This is a genomic window from Stutzerimonas chloritidismutans (assembly GCF_038562055.1).
Taxonomy (GTDB): domain Bacteria; phylum Pseudomonadota; class Gammaproteobacteria; order Pseudomonadales; family Pseudomonadaceae; genus Stutzerimonas; species Stutzerimonas chloritidismutans_A.
This window is the reverse complement of record NZ_JBCFXD010000002.1, coordinates 593584-612235: the sequence shown is the minus strand read 5'-3', so window position 1 is coordinate 612235 and position 18652 is coordinate 593584. Positions and strand designations below refer to the sequence as shown.

The window sequence follows — 18652 nt, the reverse complement described above, 5'->3', positions numbered from 1 at the left end:
CTCTCGCGAGCGCGGGCGAGCATTGCCTCACAACTGGAGCATCAGCACCTTGAGCGGTGGCTTCTTGTCCATTGACGGGAAGTCGGCTGCCGGTGGCAGCACCTGGCAGTCCCGAACCGGCCGCCCGGCCTTGGTCGCGCAGCGCAAGACCTGACCTCGCCAGTCGTCGAGGTCGACCTTTGCCAGATTGTTACAGCAGATAAGGACGCCGTTCTCGGCGGTTGCAAGCAGTGCGGGTTTGAGCAAGCTCTGGTAGTCGCGCAACAGGTCGACCGTGCCGAAGGCGCTCTTTGACCAGGCCGGTGGGTCGAGCAGCACCAGATCGAACTGCTTGGGTGAAAGGCGTGGGTAATCTGGCAGAGGACGGCCGCGCCGCTGTGGAATAGGCATGTCGGCGAGCTGACGGATCGCGGGAAAGTAATCCGACTGAATGAACTGCATCGGGACCAGCTCAGGATTCAGCGCACTGTTTTCGCGGCCGACTGCAAGGTTGCTTTCGGCGAAGTCCAGGTTGCACACCTCGCGAGCGCCGCCAGCAGCAGCGCTGAGGCCGACGCCGCAGGTATAGGCAAAGAGGTTGAGCACTGACTTCCCAGCGCTGTTGGCCTTGATCCAGCCGCGCACATTGCGCAGATCGAGAAAAAGCAGTGGGTCTTGGCCGCTATGGCGCGCCCGGACGCGGTAGTTCAGGCCCCCCTCCTGGCCGATCAGGTCGTCCAACGCGGCAGGATCGGCGCGGTAGATCGGGTCACTGCGGTCAATACGCGAGTTACCTTGAGAACGGTCGTTATAGGCGAGCAACAGGCGTGTACCCAGGTTCGTGCAGGTTTGCTCATACAGGGCCAGCAGAGCCTCACGTTCGAGTGTCTGATGGAAGCTCTGCACCTGCAGCAGCTGGCCGTAACGGTCGACGGTGAGCCCAGGTGCGCCCTCCTGGCTGCCATGGAACAACCGGTAACAGTCGGTGGCCTGACGGTGCAGTTCGCAGAGCAGTGCTTCGCGCTTGAGGTAGGCGGCGCGCAGCGCCTGTTCGAGAGAGGACATGCGCGGCGACTCGTGAAAGAGGGCCGCGCAGTTTAGCGGAAATCGCCGGCGTATGGCCGGCGGGCTACTTGCCGGTCAGCGTTCGATTGCCAGCGCGACGCCCTGGCCGCCACCGATGCACAGCGTCGCCAGTCCTTTGTGGACGTCGCGGCGGATCATTTCATGCAGCAGGGTCACCAGGATACGGCAGCCAGAGGCGCCAATCGGGTGGCCGATGGCGATGGCGCCGCCATTTACGTTCACCTTGTTCGCGTCCCAGCCCAGTTCCTGACCCACCGACAGCGCCTGTGCCGCAAAGGCTTCGTTGGCTTCTATCAGGTCGAGTTCGTCGAGCGTCCAGCCGGCCTTTTCCAGGCAGCGACGCGTGGCCGACACCGGGGCAATGCCCATGATGGCAGGGTCCACGCCTGCGTTGGCGTAGCTGGCGATGCGAGCCATGACCGGTAGGCCGAGCGCCTTGGCCTTTTCGGCGCTCATCAGCAACACGGCGGCTGCCCCGTCGTTGAGGCTGGAGGCGTTACCCGCCGTTACGCTGCCGTCTTTCTTGAAGGCTGGTTTGAGTTTGGCCAGGCTCTCTGCCGTGGTGCCGGCTCGCGGCTGTTCGTCGACGTCGAACACCAGCGGCTCGCCTTTGCGCTGTGGAATCTTGATCGGGGTGATTTCCTCGCGCAGGCGCCCCGCCTCAATGGCGGCGACCGCTTTCTGCTGGGAGGACGCCGCGAACGCATCCTGAGCCTCGCGCGTAATGCCGTATTTCTCCACCAGATTTTCGGCTGTAATGCCCATGTGGTAGTCGTTGAAAGCGTCCCACAGGCCGTCCTGAATCATGCTGTCGACCAGCTTGCCGTGGCCCATGCGCAAGCCGGTGCGGGCAGCGGGCATCACGTAGGGCGCCAGGCTCATGTTTTCCATCCCGCCTGCAATCACCACCTCAGCATCGCCACAGCGAATCGCCTGCGTGGCCAGGTGCAGCGCTTTTAGGCCCGATCCACAAACTTTGTTCAGGGTCATGGCCGGTACCGCATGGGGGAGCCCTGCGCTGATCGCAGCCTGTCTCGCCGGGTTCTGCCCCGCACCTGCGGTCAACACCTGGCCGAGGATGACTTCGTCGACCTGGGCGACATCGATTTCGCTCTGCTGAATGAGTTGGCGAATCACCGCGGCGCCCAGTTCGACGGCAGCTATGTTGGCCAGCGCGCCCTGGAAGCTGCCGACAGCGGTGCGAGTGGCGGCGACGATAACGACGTCTTGCATGATCTTGAACCTCGATTAAGGTGCGGGCTCCGCGGGGTGCTCATGGTGGCACAGGCCGAAAGGTGGCTCCAGATGCGGAACCTGCCGGTCACGCTAGCGTATGGGCAGGCCCATGCGGCGGCGCGCCCGGTGAACCGAACCGCTGCGCACGGCCCAACGCAGGACCGGCGCGGTTCGCCTGACAGCCATTCGGATCAGTTGTCTTTCGAGGTCGGACTGGCTGAGATCGAGCATGGCGCTGGCCCAGTCCGGCAGCAGATCGACGCCGGCGCGCATCATCAGCGCGCCAAACGGCTTGGCCAAGCGACTTGGAGCGGGGGCGTCGAACAGGATGCGCACGATCTCTCGTGAACGCTCGTCGCAGCGCAGGTGTGGGCGGATAGCCTCAAGGTAGTCGTCAACCTCTTGCCGGGAATGCGGCACATGGCGGGCACCGAGTGCTTCGGCAATGCGTGCCACTTCGCCGTAGTAACGGTCTTGCTCTGGACCTGGCAATACGGGGTTGAGGTAGCGCAGGTGCGCCTTGAGAAAGCTGCTGACTTCGGCGACGTGCACCCAGGTCAGCAGGTCTGGGTCGTACGCGGCATAGGGGCGGCCGTCCGGTGCGTGCCCAGTAACCTTGAGGTGAATGGCCCTGATCCGCTCGATCAGTCGCTGTGCATCGGCCTGACTGCCAAAAGTAGTAGCCGAGATGAACTGGCCGGTGCGACGCAGCCGACCGAGCAAGTCGTCGCGAAAGTTCGAGTGGTCCCAGACGCCGGCCAGGGCGAGTGGATGCAGGGCTTGCAACAGCAGGGCAGAGATCCCGCCCACCAGCATGGATGTGAAATCGCCGTGCACGCGCCAGCAGACTGATTCTGGGCCGAACAGGCCAGGGTCACCCGGTGGGGTTTCGTAGTCGACACCGCCGATGGCCAGTCCTGTGAGGCTGAGCACCTGCGTTTCGATATGACGGCGGATGATTTCCAAAGGCAACGTCTGGCGTGACTGGGAACTTGAATGTTACCCGAAGCGCAGGTGTTACCCAGGCCTGGTGGAGCAATCTAGGACCGCGTGCGCATAAGCCATCAGGAAGTGGTGGGGGAAGGTCACCGGACAGCGGCAAGGCGCTGTCCGGCTCTGCACGGATCAGCCGCGATGACGGCCGCGGAAGAAGTCGATCAGGCCTTGGGTCGAAGCGTCCTCGGCGGGCTGTGCATCGAAGCTGGTCATCTGTCCGTAGACGGTTTTGCCCAGGTCCTTGCCGAGCTCCACGCCCCACTGGTCGAAAGAATTGATTCCCCAGATCACGCCCTGAACAAACACCTTGTGTTCGTAGAGTGCGATGAGCGCACCGAGACGGCCTGGACTGATGGTTTCCATAACCACGGTGTTGCTCGGTCGGTTACCCGGAATGACCTTGTGCGGCGCCAGACGCTCCACTTCGGCTTCGTCCATGCCTTTAGCTCGCAGCTCGGCTTCGGCCTCTTCGCGCGTTTTGCCGCGCATCAAAGCCTGACTCTGGGACAGACAGTTGGCGTAGAGCCACTCGTGGTGATCGGCGACCGGATTGTGGCTGACAACCGGCACGATGAAGTCTGCGGGGATCAGTGGCGTGCCCTGGTGCAGCAGTTGATGGTAGGCATGCTGGCCATTACAGCCGACACCGCCCCAGATCACCGGACCGGTGTTGCAGGACACGGGTGTGCCGTCCTGGCGCACGCTCTTGCCGTTGGATTCCATGTCCATTTGCTGCAGGTGTTTGACGAAATTGCGCAGGTAGTGGTCGTAGGGCAGAAAGGCGTAGCTCTGCGCGTCCCAGAAGTTGTGGTACCAGATGCCCAGCATTGCCAGCAGCACCGGCATGTTGCTTTCGAACGGCTCGCTGAGGAAATGCTGGTCCATGCTGTAGGCGCCGGACAGCAAATCCTTGAAGTTGGACATGCCGATAGCCAGGGCGATGGGCAAGCCGATCGCCGACCACAGCGAATAGCGACCACCGACCCAGTCCCACATCGGGAAGATATTCTTTTCGCGGATACCGAATTCGACCGCCGCTTGCTTGTTGCTGGTGACGGCGATGAAGTGGCGGTAGAGCTTCTCTTCGGTGCCGCCCTTGCCCAGATACCAGGTGCGCGCGGCCTGGGCGTTCTTCAGCGTCTCAAGGGTGCCGAACGTCTTGCTGGAGATGATGAACAGCGTGGTTTCGACATTCAGCTTGGCGGTCACTTCGCGGAACTCGCTGCCGTCGATGTTCGCCAGGTAGTGCGTGCGTACGCCGTGCTGGGTGAACGGCAGCAGCGCCTCGGATACCAGCTGCGGACCGAGGAACGAGCCGCCAATGCCGATGTTCACCACGTCGGTGATGGTCTTGTCGCTGAAGCCGCGCCACAGGTTGTTGTGGATGCGGGTGACGATGTCGGTCATCTGCGCCAGCGCCGCATGCACGTCACGAATGATGTTCTTCCCGTCGACCATCACCGATTCACCCATCGGTCGGCGCAGCGCGGTGTGCAATACCGGGCGGTTCTCTGAAGCGTTGATCCGCTCACCTTCGAACATGGCGCGGGCCGCCTGCTCGACGCCGGCCTCTCGCGCCAGGTTCACCAGCAGGGTGCGGGTCTCCGGGGTGATCAGGTTCTTCGAATAATCGAGAAACAGGCCGCTGCAGGAAACCGACAGGTCATCGAAGCGCGTCGGATCGGCTTTGAATGCCTCGCGCATGCTGAAGTTCTGCATGGCCAGGCGGTGTTCTTCCAAGGCCTTCCAGGATGGCAGGCCGGTGGCGTCGAGAGGGTGCTGGTAGTAGCTCATGGTTGTGCGGCTTCCTTTGCTTTGGCGGACTGTCTGCGGCTCTGCGATTCGTTCGGACAGTCATTCGATCATGCTGGCACGCTGGCATTCGTCCTGAATGTGACAGGCGCGTTCCGCTGCGATTGGACCGCAACGGCGACGGTGCATCCTGCACCGTCGAGACTGGTCTGACTGGCAAAAACGCGCGGCGTTCCGAAGCGTTGCGCACAGGCTACCGAGAGCGACCAAGACAAGACGACCATTGCAGATTTATAGGGTCGGGGGAAACCCTTTGCACACAAAAAAGCCCGCATCACTTGGGTGATGCGGGCTTTTGAACAACTGACGTCGAATTCAGGCGACCTGAACCGGAATTGCGTTGCTGGTGTGACTGAGATCACCATCGGCGCCCATATACAAAACGTGTGGCTTGAAGCTGGCCAGTTCGGCTTCGCTGTAGTGCGCGTAGGCACAAATGATCACTCGATGACCCACGCCGGCCTTGTGCGCCGCGGCACCGTTGACGGAAATGATCTTCGAGCCTTCCTCGCCGCGGATGGCATAGGTCGTGAAGCGCTCGCCGTTGTCGACGTTGTAAATCTGGATCTGCTCGTATTCGCGGATGCCGGCGAGGTCCAGCCAGTCACCGTCTATGGCGCAGGAGCCTTCGTAATCCAGAACCGAGTGGGTCACCTGGGCGCGGTGCAGTTTAGCCTTGAGCATGATGGCGTGCATGGCGGGGTCCTCCGGGGGCGCAAGCGGCGCAGAGTGTGCCCGAACCCTCAGGTGTGTTCAAGACTGAGGGCCGAGCTGGGTTAGGCCGATGGTCGGCTGTATCAGGACGCGCTCTGGGAGATATCGACCAGCAGGTTATCCAGCAGCCGGGTCTTGCCGAGATAGGCCGCGGCGAGAATCACCAATTCGCGGCTGTCGGCGGTGACCGGGCTAAGATCCAGTGCGTTGCGAACTTCCAGGTAGTCCGGGCGCAGGCCGGCGGTCTGCAGCCGCTGACGACCGGAAGCAAGCAGTGCAGGGTAGTCGCGCTCACCGTTACGAATGGCATCGGCGAGTTGCTGCAGTGTGCGGTGCAACACCGGGGCGGTTGTGCGCTCATCAGTGGTGAGGTAACCGTTACGTGAGGACAGTGCGAGGCCGTCTTCAGCGCGCACGATGGGTTCGCCAATGATCTGCACGGGCATGTTCAAGTCGCGGACCATGGTGCGGATAACCGCCAGCTGTTGGAAATCCTTCTGGCCGAAGACCGCCAGGTCCGGCAGCACCATGTTGAACAGTTTGCTGACAACGGTAGAGACGCCGTCGAAATGGCCTGGACGGCTGCCACCGCAGAGCCCTTCGGACACGCCTGGTACGCGGACGATGGTCTGCAGCGCCTGACCATGCGGATACATCTCCTCGACGCTGGGTGCGAATAGCAGGTGGCAGCCAGCCTCGAACAGCTTGTCCTGGTCGGCCGTCAGCGTACGCGGGTAGTTGGCAAGGTCCTCATTGGGGCCGAACTGCAGCGGATTGACAAAGATGCTGGCAACCACGAAGTCAGCGCGCTGGCCGGCCTTCTTGATCAATGCAATGTGGCCGGCATGCAGGTTGCCCATGGTCGGCACAAAGCCGATGCGCTTGCCTTCGCCCCGTGCGCGGGTTACTGCGGCGCGCAGGTCGGCAACAGTTTTCACCACGTTCATGCTGAGAACCCGTGTTCTGCGGCAGGAAACTCAACGGACTTAACCGCCTGGACGTAGGCGGCGATGGCGGTTGGAATATCGCCATGTTCGCGCATGAAGTTCTTGACGAATTTCGGCGCTCGGCCGGTCAGCGACAGGCCGAGCATGTCGTGCAGGACCAGCACCTGGCCATCTGTTGCGCTACCGGCGCCAATCCCGATGACCGGGACCGTCACCGCCTGGGTAATGCGTGCGGCCAGTTCACTCGGAACACATTCGAGTAGCAGCATCGCCGCCCCGGCATCCTCCAGCGCTTTGGCGTCAGCAATCATCTGCTGCGCCTGGGCTTCTTGACGGCCCTGAACCTTGTAACCGCCAAAAATGTTCACGGCCTGCGGAGTGAGCCCCATGTGCGCACAGACGGGGATACCGCGCTCGGCCAACAGGCGAATGGATTCGGCCAGCCAAGCTGCGCCCTCGACCTTGATCATGTGCGCGCCGGCCTTCATCAGGGCCGCTGAGTTGTTCAGCGTCTGTTCGAGGGTGGCGTTGGCCATGAACGGCAGATCAGCGACGATCATCGCCCCGCGGTTGCCACGTTTGACACAGGCCGTGTGATACGCCATCTCGTCAACCGAAACCGGCAGGGTGCTGTCGTGACCTTGCAGGACCATCCCCAAGGAGTCACCGATGAGCAGCATCTCGACACCGGCCTCGCAGGCTATCTTGGCGAAGGTGGCGTCATAGCAGGTCAGCATGGCGATCTTGTCGCCTTTCTGCTTGAGGCCTTGCAGGGTGGTCAAGGTTACGTCTGGCATGAATGCCGTCCTCCTAAAGCCTCTCGGGGATCACGGGTGCAGGCGGAGCGTCAGGGTTGCCCCGTTTCGATGCGTGCCGGCAGAGGGCGCTTATAGTCCAGATGGCGGCGAACTAAGTCAATCGTGAGTGTTACCCACAGGTTACATCTGTTACCCGGGGGTTACAGCGGCTCGCCGAGCCGCTCGAGGCCTGCGTACGGGCAGGCCGCGAGCAGCTCGGCCAGTGAGCGGCCGTCGGCAAGCCGCAGGCCGTCTATGGCAATCTCGGCGAGCGGGTAGAGAACGAAGGCTCTGGCATGCATGTGGTAGTGCGGCACCGTCAGGCGCGAGTCGCTGATCAGGCGATCCCCAAATAGCAAAATATCCAGATCCAATGTACGCGGGCCCCAGCGCTCGGCTTTGCGTTGACGGCCGTGGGCCAGCTCGATGGCTTGGAGTGCATCGAGCAGGGCCAGGGGGGGTAATGAAGTGTTCAGTGCAGCCACGGCATTGTGGTAACGCGGCTGATCCGGCGGGCCGAGTGGGTCGCTGAGATAAAGCGAGGACACAGCGGCGAGTTGCGTGTTGGGGATTCTGGTCAGGGCGTCGAGGGCGCTACGCAGCTGCTGACGAGGTTCGGCCAGATTGCTCCCAAGGCCGATATAAACCCGGTCCATTTAATCGGCAGACGCCGGTGCGCTTTCGCTAGGACCGCGCTTGCGGCGGTTGCTGCGACGTCGTTTGCGTGGAGCACCACTGCCGTCGTCCTTGTTGCTCAGCCCCCGAATCATGTTACGACGCTCGCTCTCGTTGGCTTCCTGGTAGTCCGTCCACCAGTCACCCAGGCCATCGGTTTTTTCACCGGCACTCTCACGCAGCAGCAGGAAATCGTAGCCGGCACGGAAGCGCGGGTTCTCCAGAAGCTGATCCGCACGGCGACCCTGACGGCGCGGCAGGCGTTCCTGCATGTCCCAGATCTCGCGCATAGGCATGGTGAAACGCTTTGGTATAGCGGTGCGCTGGCACTGCTCCCAAATGAGGTCGTGTGCCGCTTCCTGCATGGCCGGGATCGGCGGCAGGCCCCGTGCCTGAACCTCGGCGACCCGCGCCGGCAAGGCCGGCCAGAGCAGCGCCGCAAACAGGAAAGCCGGGGTGACGGGCTTGCCCTGGGCGATACGCAGATCGGTATTGATCAGGGCGTTGCGGATCAGCGTGCCGGCATACTCGGGGTTGTCTTCCAGTGCATCGGCGCTGGCTGGGAATAGCGGTGCGAACAGGTCGTATTCGAGCAGCAATTCGAAGGTGCGCTCGGCTTTGCCGCTAAGGAACAGCTTGATGATTTCATCAAACAGGCGCGCAGACGGCACGTCGTTCAACAGCTCGGCCAGGTCCGCAATCGGCTCGGCGCTGTGCTTTTCGATTTCGAAGTTCAGCTTGGCGGCAAAGCGGACTGCTCGCAGCATACGCACCGGATCTTCCTGGTAGCGCTGCTCTGGGTCGCCAATCAGACGTATCAGCCTGTTGCGAATGTCGTGCACGCCATGGGTGTGGTCGAGGATCCGCTCAGAGGAAGGGTCGTAGTACAGCGCATTGATGGTGAAGTCGCGGCGCTGTGCATCGTCTTCCAGCGTGCCGTAGATATTGTCACGCAGAATCCGCCCGCTCTCGTTGCGAGAAGCCAAGTGGTTGGCTTCATCATCGTCTTCTTCCGGGTGGTTGGCGCGGAAGGTCGCAACTTCGATGATCTCGCGCCCGAAATGCACATGGACCAGCTTAAAGCGACGGCCAATGACGCGGGCGTTGCGAAATTCGGCGCGTACCTGCTCAGGAGTGGCGCTGGTGGCCACATCGTAGTCCTTGGGTTCCAGATCCAGCAGCAGGTCGCGGACGCATCCGCCCACGACATAAGCCTCGTAGCCGGCATGCTGGAGGCGCTCAACGACGCTGACAGCGTGTCGGCTGAGATCGTTGCGGTGCAGCGAATGCTGCCGGCTGGACAGTATTTCGGGGGTGCGACGAGGATGCGGGAGTCGGCGCAGGGGAAAACGAAAAGACTGGAACAGCTTTTTCAGCATGAGAGGCACTGTGTGGCGAAATGACAAGGTGGCGAGGTGAATGGCCACGAAACAGGCGTGGATTCTAGCACCGGGAGCAGGGATGGTGAACGAAGCGCGGAGAGGTGTCAAAGCACGGCCTGGGCCAGAAAGCACTAGGGGGAGCCTAAGCTCCCCCTTTTAAATGATGTCGCGTGCTTTGTTGTTATTAGTATTTCGGGCGTGTTGTTTTTGTTTGGATCGCCCGCTCCCTTCAGCTATCGCGTCCAGGAACCGCTCCTACCTAGGGAGCAAAGAGCAAACGGATTTCTTTGGTCGCTGATTTACCATTGATCATTCGATCCAACCAGTTCAGGCGCTGCTTATGCAGTTTTTGTTGTTCTCAGCCTGGTCATGGGGCAAAACCCCATTTGGCAATTCCTCTCCAAAAGAATCAGTTAGCTACGTCTCTGCCTTATTGTCTTTATTTTGCTAGAGCCGGTACGTCTTGTTCTTATTGTGGGTCTGCTTGTTATTGTTGTTGTGCTAGATATAAAGCATTCGCCGTGCCAGTTTTTGAAAAGCCTTTAAAATCAATGGCTTGTTTTTTTCTGTGGGTGGCATTACCCGAAGAATCTGTGGTGGCCGTTACCGATGAACCCGCATTTTGTTACGTCTTGGTAGTGGCGGTAACAGCGCACTACCCAGCGGCGGCCGATTTGCGTCGTGGTATTCCGAGTCGCTGGCGACGCTCCCACAGGCACTTGCGGCTGATGCCAAGCTTGCGGGCGAGCTCGGTCTCGGTCATGTGGTCCTGGTGCTCAAGCACGAAATGCTGGAAATAATCTTCCAGCGACAGATCCTCGGTCGGCTCGTTACTGGTGGAGACAGCGGAACCGAGCGGAACGCCGGGTTCGTCGAAATCCTCGTCGAGAGGGTCGAGCTCAACATCGATACCCAGTAGCTCAGCGCTGATCTCTTCACTCTCACTGAGAATCGCGGCGCGCTCGATGGCATTCTCCAGTTCGCGCACGTTCCCCGGCCAGCCGTACTGCCGTACGGCCTGCTCGGCCTCGCGGGAAAAGTGCAATCCATCACTGCCCATGCGCTCGCTCTGGCGTGCCAGAAAGGCCTTGGCTATCTCCAGCACATCGGCGCCGCGCTCACGCAGGGGCGGGAGTTTCAAGGCGATGACGTGCAGCCGGTAGTAGAGGTCCTCACGAAATTGCCCGTTTTTGGCCAGCGTCTTCAGGTCGCGGTGGGTCGCCGCGACCAAGCGCACGTCGACTTTTTGCGATTGGGTAGAGCCTACCCGCCGAATTTCGCCTTCCTGCAATACACGTAACAGTCGCGCCTGTGCCTCCAGCGGCAGCTCTCCTATTTCGTCGAGGAACAGGGTGCCGCCATCCGCGGCCTCGACCAGGCCTGCGCGGCCGGCATTGGCTCCGGTAAAGGCGCCCTTCTCGTGGCCGAAGAGTTCTGACTCGATCAGGGTTTCCGGGATGGCGGCACAATTGACCGAGATCATCGGCGCCTTGGCGCGACGGGAAAGGTTATGCATCGCTCGGGCAACCAGCTCTTTGCCAGTACCCGATTCGCCCTGGATCAGCACATTGGAGTCGCTCGGAGCGACCTTGCGGATCTTGCCGAACAAATCTTGCATCGGACCGCAGCGGCCGATGATGCCAAGATCACCGTTGATCGAGTCTCCGGTCGTTGCGCCAGCAGCGGGCGTGGCGTTGCGTGACGCCGCAGTTGGCGCTGCGGCAGCTTGCTGCCGATCATGAAGAATGCGCGCCACGGTTTGCAGCATCTCGTCGTGGTCAAAGGGCTTGGCGATGTAGTCCACCGCGCCCATTTTCATCGAGTCCACTGCCGAGCGCAGGCTGGCGTAGCTGGTCATGATCAGTACGGGTGTGCCTTCGGCCAGCTTGATCAGCTCGGTGCCAGGAGCCCCTGGCAGGCGCAGGTCGCTGACGATCAGATCGAAAGAGGGAATGCTGAAGCGCTCTTGCGCCTCCTGTACCGAGCCGGCTTCGCTGACCTCGTATTGGTTGCGCTCGAGCAGTCGGCGCAGGGCGGAGCGGATAATGGTTTCGTCTTCGACGATCAGAATATGGGACATCAGTACTCTCTCGACGGTCTGAAGGCGGCTACACATCGGTTGGAAACGGCGCTGAAGAAGGGCTCGTTTATGAACCTGTGCAAGCCGCCGCGGTGCGACTTGATGCGGCTTCGGGGCGCCAGCGTCATCTCCATCCAGGTCGCGGCGGGGCCAGCTATACGCTGGGGTCGAGATCTGGCTAAGACTGCCGTCGCCTCGTCAATCACCGGAATCTGTTGCCTCGACATGACGCGGCAGGGTGATGCGGAAACGCGTGCCGCGTTTGGTTTCCGGGTCGGCCGGGCTATCAATATTGATTTGCCCATAATGCTCTTCCACGATCGAATAGACCAGTGCGAGGCCCAGCCCTGTGCCCTCGCCTGGATCCTTGGTCGTGAAAAACGGCTCGAAAAGTCGATCCTGAATCGACTGCGGAATGCCGCTGCCTTCGTCTTCGACGATGAGATAGACGGTCTGTTCGGAGACTTCGCTGCGCACTCGGATGGCGCCGCCGGGTTCCGATGCATCTCGGGCATTGGACAGCAGATTGATCAGCACCTGAGCGAGCCGCTGCGGGTCTCCTTCGGCCACATGACCAGGGTCGCAGAGGTTGAAAAAGCGCACCTCGGTACCGTGGCGGTTGAGTGAGAGCAGGGCAATGGCATCTTGAGCCACCTCGGCCAGGCTTACCGGGTACCGGTCCTGCTGCCTGCCGCCGGCGTGGGCGAAACTCATCAGCGACTGAACGATGCGCGAGACCCGCTTGGTCTGCTCGACGATTTGGTTGCTGGTCTCGATGATTTCCGGGTCTGCCTCGCGCTCCTCGCGCAGGTTCTGCGCCAGGCAGGCGATGCCGGTGATTGGGTTGCCGATTTCGTGGGCGACCCCGGCCGCCAGTCGACCAATGCTGGCCAGGCGTTCGGAGTGAACCAGCCGGTCTTCAAGCTGCTGGGTCTCGGTGAGGTCTTCGATCAGTAGTACCAGCCCGCTGCTACCCGGTGCCAATGGCTCGGCGATCGCGGCCTTGTGCAGGTTCAGGCATCGGCTGTGGCCGTCCAGTTGCAACCGTTGTTTATGCAGGTGCTCTTCTCTCTGCTGAGTGAAGTCGCTCAGCAAGCTCTGCCAAGGTTCGGCGATGGTCGACAGGCGCGAGCCCACCACCTGCAGCGCGGGAATCTCGGTAAGTTCTTCCAGGGCTCTGTTCCACATCAGGATTTCCTGATCCTTGGCCAGCGAGCAGACACCCATCGGCAGCTCCTGCAGGGTCTGCCGGTGATAGCGGCGCAGTGCATCGAGCTCGGCGGCCAGGCCGGTCAGGCGCGAGTGATAATCCTCCAGGCGACTCTCGATGAAATGGATATCTTCGGTGACGTAGCTGTCTGCGCCGTTCTTGTAAGAGAGGAAGTTCTCGACGATGTCCTGGGCAACGCTCGGACCCATCAGGCCCGACAGGTTTGCCTCGATGCGGTCGCGCAGCCGGCGCAAGGCATAGGGGCGATGCTCGTCAAAGGGGAGCTGCAGATCGCGCAGCGCCTGTTCCACTTCACGCTGCGCGGTCTTGGCGCCCAGGGGCTTGGCCAGTTGGGTGGCGAACTCCTGCGGCGAGGCAGCTGCCAATTCACGACGCTGCGGTCGGCGTACGTTTTCCACTGCACAGGCTTCGGCTGCGGCTTGCTCCTCGGGGCTGGTCTCGGTGAACAACGAGAACAGCGAAAACGCCAGTACGTTGACCGCCAGCGAGGCGATTGCCGCCAGGTGCCAGCTGGTGTCGTCGAGCACGTAAACGACGTTGAACAGCGGGATATAGAAACCATCAAGGTTGCCAATCAGCGGCAGCAGCATGGTCACAACCCAGACGGCGATGCCGGCCAGCAGCCCAACGATGTAGCCGCGACGATTGGCGGTCGGCCAATACAGCACCGACAACACGCCAGGCAGAAACTGCAGAGTCGCCACAAAGGCGACGATGCCCAGGTTCGACAGATCCTGTTCCGCACCGAGTAACAAATAGAAGCCGTAGCCGGCCATGATGATCGCGATGATCAGGCTGCGGCGGGTCCATTTCAACCAGCGGTAAATGTTGCCTTCGGTGGGCGGCTGGTAGAGCGGTAGTACCAAGTGGTTGAGCGCCATCCCCGACAAGGCTAGGGTGCTGACGATGATCAGTCCGCTGGAGGCTGAAAGCCCGCCGACGAAAGCCAGCAGCGTCAGTGCCTCGCTCTGCGCTGTAATGCCGAGGCCGAGTGTGAAGTACTCGGGGTTGGTGCTGACGCCCAGCTTGAGCCCGGCCCAGAGAATCAGCGGTACGGCCAGGCTCATCAGCAGCAGATACAACGGCAGGCCCCAGCTGGCGCTGACCAGTGCGCGCGGGTTGAGGTTTTCGGTAAAGGTCATGTGATACATGTGCGGCATCACGATCGCAGAGGCGAAAAACACCAGCAGCAGGGTGCGCCACGGCCCTTCCTGCAGCGGCGTGTGCAGGGCCTGCAGCGCCGATTGGTTCTGCAGCAGCCAGATTTCGAGCTGATGCGGCCCGCCAAACACGACAAACAGTGCATACAGACCAATGGCACCGAAGGTCAGCAGCTTGACCACCGATTCGAAGGCGATTGCGAACACCAGTCCTTCATGCTTCTCGCGCGTGGCGATATGCCGGGCACCGAAAAGAATGGTGAACAGCATGATCATCACGCAGTAACCCAGCGCGACCCGTTCCTGCAGAGGCTCGAGGGTGAGAATTCCGATGGCGTCGGCAACTGCCTGAATCTGCAACGCGAGTAGTGGCAGCATGCCAATCAGCATGACCACTGTGGTCAGTGCGCCGCTCCAGGTGCTACGGAAGCGGAAGGCGAACAGGTCCGCCAGCGACGCCAGCTGGTAGGTCCGGGTAATGCGTAGTATCGGATAAAGCAGTACCGGCGCCAGCAGAAATGCGCCGCACACGCCCAGGTAGGTGGCGAGGAAGCCGTACCCGTACTGATAGGCCAGCCCCACCGTGCCATAGAACGCCCAGGCACTCGCGTAGACACCAAGGGACAGCGTGTAGGTGAGCGGGTGGCGAATGATGCTGCGCGGGATCAGCCCGCGCTCGCTGACCCAGGCGACGCCGAACAGCACCAGCAGGTAGGCGACACTGATCAGAATCAGGTGGCTGAGGCTAAAGCTCGTCTGCATCGCGTTGACTCTGAAGAATGAAGGTCACCACGATGAGAATCAGCCACAACAGATAAGGCCGGTACCACGCGCCGTTGGGGTCAATCCACCAGTCCATGATGGCAGGGGAAAACAGATAGATCCCCACCACCAGGAGCAGCACCAGTCGGTAGATGTACATGCTGGAACTCGTGTCGAAAGTAGGCGGATGGTAAAGGAAGCGGCAAGCGGCAGGCCACAGGCTGGCAGAAAAGAGCGACGCGTGTCGGTTGGCTCGCGCCGATAGGCAAAGATGCCGCCTCAGCGCAGCTGCGACTCGGCGAGGGTGCGACAGCGAGGAATGCGCTCGATATCCCAGTGGGCGGTCGCCCAGCTCAGTACCTCATCGGGCAGGGCGTCGGACAGCTCGCCGAGGGTGGTTTGGCCGAGCGCGCGCAACGCACGCAGCAACAAGGGTGTGGCTTGGGCTGGCTCCAGCGGGGGCGATCGGTAACGCTTGCCCAGCTTATGGCCGTCCGGCTGGATGATCAGCGGTACGTGCAGATAGCGCGGGCGGGGTAGGCCAAGCAGCTCCTGCAGGAACAGCTGGCGCGGCGTGGAGTCGAGCAGGTCGGCGCCGCGAACGATGTCGGTGATGCCTTGCCAGGCATCGTCGAGCACCACCGCCAGCTGATAGGCGATCAGCCCGTCTCGACGGCGGATGACGAAATCACCCACTTCACGGCTCAAGTCCTGGCTGTACTGACCCTGAACGCGGTCATTGAAGCTGTAGGTCCGATCCGGTACGCGCAGGCGAATGGCGGCGTCTTGGGTGTCGCGGCCTGCTTCGCGGCACAAGCCTGGGTACAGTCCGGCGAACGCCTGCAATTGTTTGCGTGAACAGTTGCAGGCATATGCATGGCCGTCCTGCCTGAGTTTTTCGATCACCTCGTTATAGACTTCAAGCCGATCGCTCTGGCGGACCATCTCTCCATCCCACTGAAACCCGTAGGCCTCCAGCGCCCGGAGAATCGCTGACTGCGCGCCTGGCATTTCACGCGGCGGATCGAGGTCCTCCATGCGCAACAGCCAGCGCCCACCAGCAGCACGGGCGTCGAGATAGGAGGCGAGGGCGGCAATCAGCGAGCCGAAGTGCAGGTAACCACTGGGGGTCGGCGCGAAGCGGCCTATATACGAAGAGGGTGCGGACATGAGCCGGCTCGGATAAGGGGCGTCGAGGCGGGATGAAGCAAGGGCGCAGGAGGGCATAAATGAAGCGGGGCGCCGTAGCGCCCCGTTCGGGATCAGGAACCGATCTGCTTTTCCTTGATCTCTGCCAGCGTCTTGCAATCAATGCACAGCGTGGCGGTGGGGCGGGCTTCCAAACGACGGATACCGATTTCGACGCCGCACGAATCGCACCAGCCGTACTCGTTGTCTTCGATCAGCTGCAGCGTCTCGTCGATCTTCTTGATCAGCTTGCGCTCGCGGTCACGGGCACGCAGTTCCAGGCTGAACTCTTCTTCCTGGCTGGCGCGGTCGGCCGGATCGGGGAAATTGGCCGCTTCGTCCTGCATGTGATGCACGGTGCGGTCGACTTCTTCCATCAGCTCCAGCTTCCACTTATTGAGGATGCCGGTGAAATGAGCGCGCATGTCATCGCTCATGTATTCCTCGCCCTTGGACTCCTTATAGGGAACGAAGGCGCGGATCAGTTGGTTGCTGGGTGTCGTCTTAGTAATGGGCATGGATGAACGCCTCTCGCTATGTCCATTGCGCAGGATAGTGAAATCCCTCTGCCGGCCCGTGCCGGCCCTGCGGCTGCAAGCGGGCGAACTTACCAGATCGCATCGGGGTGCGCTACTCCCGAATATCACGGTGGCTGCGGTGTCAGGGGGACCTTCGGTAGAATTCACGTTTTGTACTCGTCAGGAAGGTCAGATGACCTCGTCATATAGCGCGCGTAGCCGTGCAATCGAACCCTTTCACGTCATGGCATTGCTGGCCCGGGCTAATCAATTACAGGCGTCTGGACATGATGTCATTCACCTGGAAATAGGAGAGCCGGACTTCACCACCGCCGCGCCCATTGTTGCGGCTGGTCAGGCTGCCCTCGCTGCTGGTCATACCCGCTACACCGCTGCCCGAGGGCTGCCGCAGTTGCGCGAGGCGATTGCCGGTTTCTACGAGCAGCGCTATCAACTGTCTATTGACCCCGAACGCGTGCTGATTACTCCCGGCGGATCCGGTGCGCTTCTTCTGGCCAGCAGTCTGCTGGTAGATCCGGGCAAACATTGGCTTTTGGCGGATCCCGGCTACCCGTGCAACCGGCATTTTCTGCGCCTGATCGAAGGTGCCGCGCAGCTGGTTCCGGTGGGTGCAGATGTGCGTTATCAACTGACGCCCCATCTGGTCGAGCGTTATTGGGACAAGGACAGCGTTGGCGCCCTGGTGGCTTCGCCGGCCAACCCCACCGGCACTCTGCTGACCCGTGACGAGCTGGCGGGGCTTTCTGCAGCGCTGAACTCGCGCGGTGGGCATCTTGTAGTCGACGAGATCTACCATGGCCTCACCTATGGCACCGATGCGGCCAGTGTGCTGGAAGTCGACGACTCGGCGTTCGTACTCAACAGCTTTTCCAAGTACTTCGGCATGACCGGCTGGCGCCTCGGCTGGCTGGTCGCGCCACCTCAGGCCGTCAGCGAACTGGAAAAGCTCGCGCAGAACCTCTACATCAGTGCACCAACCATGGCGCAGCATGCCGCGCTGGCCTGTTTCGAGCCGGGCACGCTCGAGATTCTCGAGGCGCGTCGCCGAGAATTCGCCAAGCGTCGCGATTTCCTGCTACCGGCGTTGCGCGAACTGGGCTTCGGTATCGCGGTGGAGCCGGAAGGCGCTTTTTATCTCTACGCCGATATCAGCGCCATTGGCGGTGATGCCTATGCCTTCTGCCAGCACATGCTGGAAACCGAATTTGTCGCTATCACGCCCGGGCTGGATTTCGGACGGCACCAGGCCGGCCATCATGTACGCTTCGCCTACACTCAGGATTTGCCTCGGCTGGAGCAGGCCGTCGAGCGCATTGCCCGTGGTTTGCAGAGCTGGAAAGGCTGATGCTGTTTTCAACGCCTCTGGAGCAGGGACGCCTGATTCGACGCTACAAGCGCTTCCTTGCCGATGTGGTCACTGAGGCTGGTGAAGAACTGTGCATCCATTGTCCGAATACCGGCTCGATGCTCAATTGTATGGGCGAGGGCGCACGCGTGTGGTTCCAGCGCAACAGCGACCCCAAGCGAAAGCTGCCAGGCACCTGGGAGCTGGTGGAAACGCCGCAGGGGCGCCTGGCTTGTGTCAACACGGCACGCGCTAATCGGCTGGTCGAAGAAGCCCTGCTGGCAGGCGTGATTGGGGAACTGAGCGGCTTCACTGCGCTCAAGCGTGAGGTGGCCTACGGCATCGAGAACAGCCGCGTGGATTTCCGCCTCGACTATCCCGCCGGGCCGGCGTTCGTTGAAGTCAAAAGCGTGACCCTGGGGTTCGCAGATACCGCTGTTGCGGCCTTTCCAGATGCGGTGACGACCCGCGGTGCTCGCCATTTGCGTGAACTGGCGGCGTTGGCTGGCCAAGGCATACGGGCGGTACAACTGTATTGCGTCAACCTTACTGACATCGAGGCGGTCCGCCCCGCCAGCGAGGTCGACCCGGCCTACGCCTTCGCACTGCGGGAAGCCGTTGCGGCGGGCGTCGAAGTGTTGGCCTACGGTGTCGAGCTGTCGCCGGAGGAGATCCGGCTGGTGCATCCGTTGCCGGTCATCCTCTGACCAGGCCTGGCGCGAC

The 18652-nt window shown here is 61.5% G+C and carries 16 protein-coding genes; 2 read left to right on the top strand and 14 right to left on the bottom strand.

The window, feature by feature from the left end; all coding sequences use genetic code 11:
• Nucleotides 1–27: 27 nt before the first annotated feature.
• From AAGW23_RS06320 to dksA, 14 genes are all read right to left on the bottom strand, one after another.
• On the bottom strand, nucleotides 28–1044 hold the full coding sequence (locus AAGW23_RS06320; protein WP_342405465.1) for a class I SAM-dependent rRNA methyltransferase: 1017 nt from the start codon (nucleotides 1042–1044) through the stop codon (nucleotides 28–30).
• Nucleotides 1045–1119: 75 nt separating this feature from the next.
• Nucleotides 1120–2298, bottom strand: coding sequence for an acetyl-CoA C-acetyltransferase (locus tag AAGW23_RS06315; protein WP_342405464.1), 1179 nt, complete (start codon nucleotides 2296–2298; stop codon nucleotides 1120–1122).
• A 93-nt stretch (nucleotides 2299–2391) separates the two neighbouring features.
• Nucleotides 2392–3267, bottom strand: a complete 876-nt coding sequence (locus tag AAGW23_RS06310; protein ID WP_342405463.1) for an oxygenase MpaB family protein — start codon at nucleotides 3265–3267, stop codon at nucleotides 2392–2394.
• Nucleotides 3268–3426: 159 nt separating this feature from the next.
• A complete protein-coding gene (gene pgi / locus AAGW23_RS06305) occupies nucleotides 3427–5091 on the bottom strand; it encodes a glucose-6-phosphate isomerase (protein WP_342405462.1) in 1665 nt (554 codons plus the stop codon).
• Between the two features lie 333 nt (nucleotides 5092–5424).
• Nucleotides 5425–5805 carry an aspartate 1-decarboxylase gene (gene panD, locus AAGW23_RS06300; protein WP_019342093.1) on the bottom strand — a complete coding sequence of 127 codons (381 nt, stop codon included), beginning with the start codon at nucleotides 5803–5805 and terminating at the stop codon, nucleotides 5425–5427.
• A gap of 101 nt (nucleotides 5806–5906) precedes the next feature.
• Nucleotides 5907–6770, bottom strand: a complete 864-nt coding sequence (gene panC, locus AAGW23_RS06295; protein ID WP_342405461.1) for a pantoate--beta-alanine ligase — start codon at nucleotides 6768–6770, stop codon at nucleotides 5907–5909.
• Complete coding sequence (panB, locus tag AAGW23_RS06290; RefSeq protein ID WP_342405460.1) at nucleotides 6767–7567, bottom strand: 3-methyl-2-oxobutanoate hydroxymethyltransferase; 801 nt, start codon at nucleotides 7565–7567, stop codon at nucleotides 6767–6769. Before panB ends, panC begins: the two co-directional genes overlap by 4 nt.
• 161 nt (nucleotides 7568–7728) lie before the next feature.
• Nucleotides 7729–8223, bottom strand: a complete 495-nt coding sequence (gene folK / locus AAGW23_RS06285; protein ID WP_342405459.1) for a 2-amino-4-hydroxy-6-hydroxymethyldihydropteridine diphosphokinase — start codon at nucleotides 8221–8223, stop codon at nucleotides 7729–7731.
• Nucleotides 8224–9621, bottom strand: a complete 1398-nt coding sequence (locus AAGW23_RS06280; protein ID WP_342405458.1) for a polynucleotide adenylyltransferase PcnB — start codon at nucleotides 9619–9621, stop codon at nucleotides 8224–8226. It abuts the gene before it with no gap.
• A gap of 658 nt (nucleotides 9622–10279) precedes the next feature.
• Nucleotides 10280–11704 (bottom strand): sigma-54 dependent transcriptional regulator, encoded by a 1425-nt coding sequence (locus AAGW23_RS06275; RefSeq protein ID WP_342405457.1) that lies wholly within the window; start codon nucleotides 11702–11704, stop codon nucleotides 10280–10282.
• Between the two features lie 198 nt (nucleotides 11705–11902).
• A complete protein-coding gene (locus AAGW23_RS06270; RefSeq protein WP_342405456.1) occupies nucleotides 11903–14857 on the bottom strand; it encodes a sensor histidine kinase in 2955 nt (984 codons plus the stop codon).
• Entirely contained in the window at nucleotides 14841–15017 is a 177-nt protein-coding gene (locus AAGW23_RS06265; protein WP_003095129.1) for a hypothetical protein, read from the bottom strand. Before AAGW23_RS06265 ends, AAGW23_RS06270 begins: the two co-directional genes overlap by 17 nt.
• Nucleotides 15018–15136: 119 nt before the next feature.
• Complete coding sequence (gene gluQRS / locus AAGW23_RS06260; protein WP_342405455.1) at nucleotides 15137–16027, bottom strand: tRNA glutamyl-Q(34) synthetase GluQRS; 891 nt, start codon at nucleotides 16025–16027, stop codon at nucleotides 15137–15139.
• Nucleotides 16028–16119: 92 nt separating this feature from the next.
• Entirely contained in the window at nucleotides 16120–16563 is a 444-nt protein-coding gene (gene dksA / locus AAGW23_RS06255; RefSeq protein WP_064481641.1) for an RNA polymerase-binding protein DksA, read from the bottom strand.
• A 193-nt stretch (nucleotides 16564–16756) separates the two neighbouring features.
• Here dksA and AAGW23_RS06250 point away from each other — a divergent pair, with 193 nt between their 5' ends.
• Nucleotides 16757–17929, top strand: coding sequence for a pyridoxal phosphate-dependent aminotransferase (locus AAGW23_RS06250; protein ID WP_342405454.1), 1173 nt, complete (start codon nucleotides 16757–16759; stop codon nucleotides 17927–17929).
• Nucleotides 17929–18636: a DNA/RNA nuclease SfsA gene (gene sfsA, locus AAGW23_RS06245; RefSeq protein ID WP_342405453.1), complete on the top strand. Its 708-nt coding sequence runs from the start codon at nucleotides 17929–17931 to the stop codon at nucleotides 18634–18636. Before AAGW23_RS06250 ends, sfsA begins: the two co-directional genes overlap by 1 nt.
• Nucleotides 18637–18652: the final 16 nt, after the last annotated feature.

Bases quoted from the DNA above. Each gene is read 5' to 3' on its own strand.
- AAGW23_RS06320 (WP_342405465.1), bottom strand. From the start codon at position 1,044: ATGTCCTCTCTCGAACAGGCGCTGCGCGCCGCCTACCTCAAGCGCGAA.
- AAGW23_RS06315 (WP_342405464.1), bottom strand. From the start codon at position 2,298: ATGCAAGACGTCGTTATCGTCGCCGCCACTCGCACCGCTGTCGGCAGC.
- pgi (WP_342405462.1), bottom strand. From the start codon at position 5,091: ATGAGCTACTACCAGCACCCTCTCGACGCCACCGGCCTGCCATCCTGG.
- panD (WP_019342093.1), bottom strand. From the start codon at position 5,805: ATGCACGCCATCATGCTCAAGGCTAAACTGCACCGCGCCCAGGTGACC.
- panC (WP_342405461.1), bottom strand. From the start codon at position 6,770: ATGAACGTGGTGAAAACTGTTGCCGACCTGCGCGCCGCAGTAACCCGC.
- panB (WP_342405460.1), bottom strand. From the start codon at position 7,567: ATGCCAGACGTAACCTTGACCACCCTGCAAGGCCTCAAGCAGAAAGGC.
- folK (WP_342405459.1), bottom strand. From the start codon at position 8,223: ATGGACCGGGTTTATATCGGCCTTGGGAGCAATCTGGCCGAACCTCGT.
- AAGW23_RS06280 (WP_342405458.1), bottom strand. From the start codon at position 9,621: ATGCTGAAAAAGCTGTTCCAGTCTTTTCGTTTTCCCCTGCGCCGACTC.
- AAGW23_RS06275 (WP_342405457.1), bottom strand. From the start codon at position 11,704: ATGTCCCATATTCTGATCGTCGAAGACGAAACCATTATCCGCTCCGCC.
- AAGW23_RS06270 (WP_342405456.1), bottom strand. From the start codon at position 14,857: ATGCAGACGAGCTTTAGCCTCAGCCACCTGATTCTGATCAGTGTCGCC.
- AAGW23_RS06265 (WP_003095129.1), bottom strand. From the start codon at position 15,017: ATGTACATCTACCGACTGGTGCTGCTCCTGGTGGTGGGGATCTATCTG.
- gluQRS (WP_342405455.1), bottom strand. From the start codon at position 16,027: ATGTCCGCACCCTCTTCGTATATAGGCCGCTTCGCGCCGACCCCCAGT.
- dksA (WP_064481641.1), bottom strand. From the start codon at position 16,563: ATGCCCATTACTAAGACGACACCCAGCAACCAACTGATCCGCGCCTTC.
- AAGW23_RS06250 (WP_342405454.1), top strand. From the start codon at position 16,757: ATGACCTCGTCATATAGCGCGCGTAGCCGTGCAATCGAACCCTTTCAC.
- sfsA (WP_342405453.1), top strand. From the start codon at position 17,929: ATGCTGTTTTCAACGCCTCTGGAGCAGGGACGCCTGATTCGACGCTAC.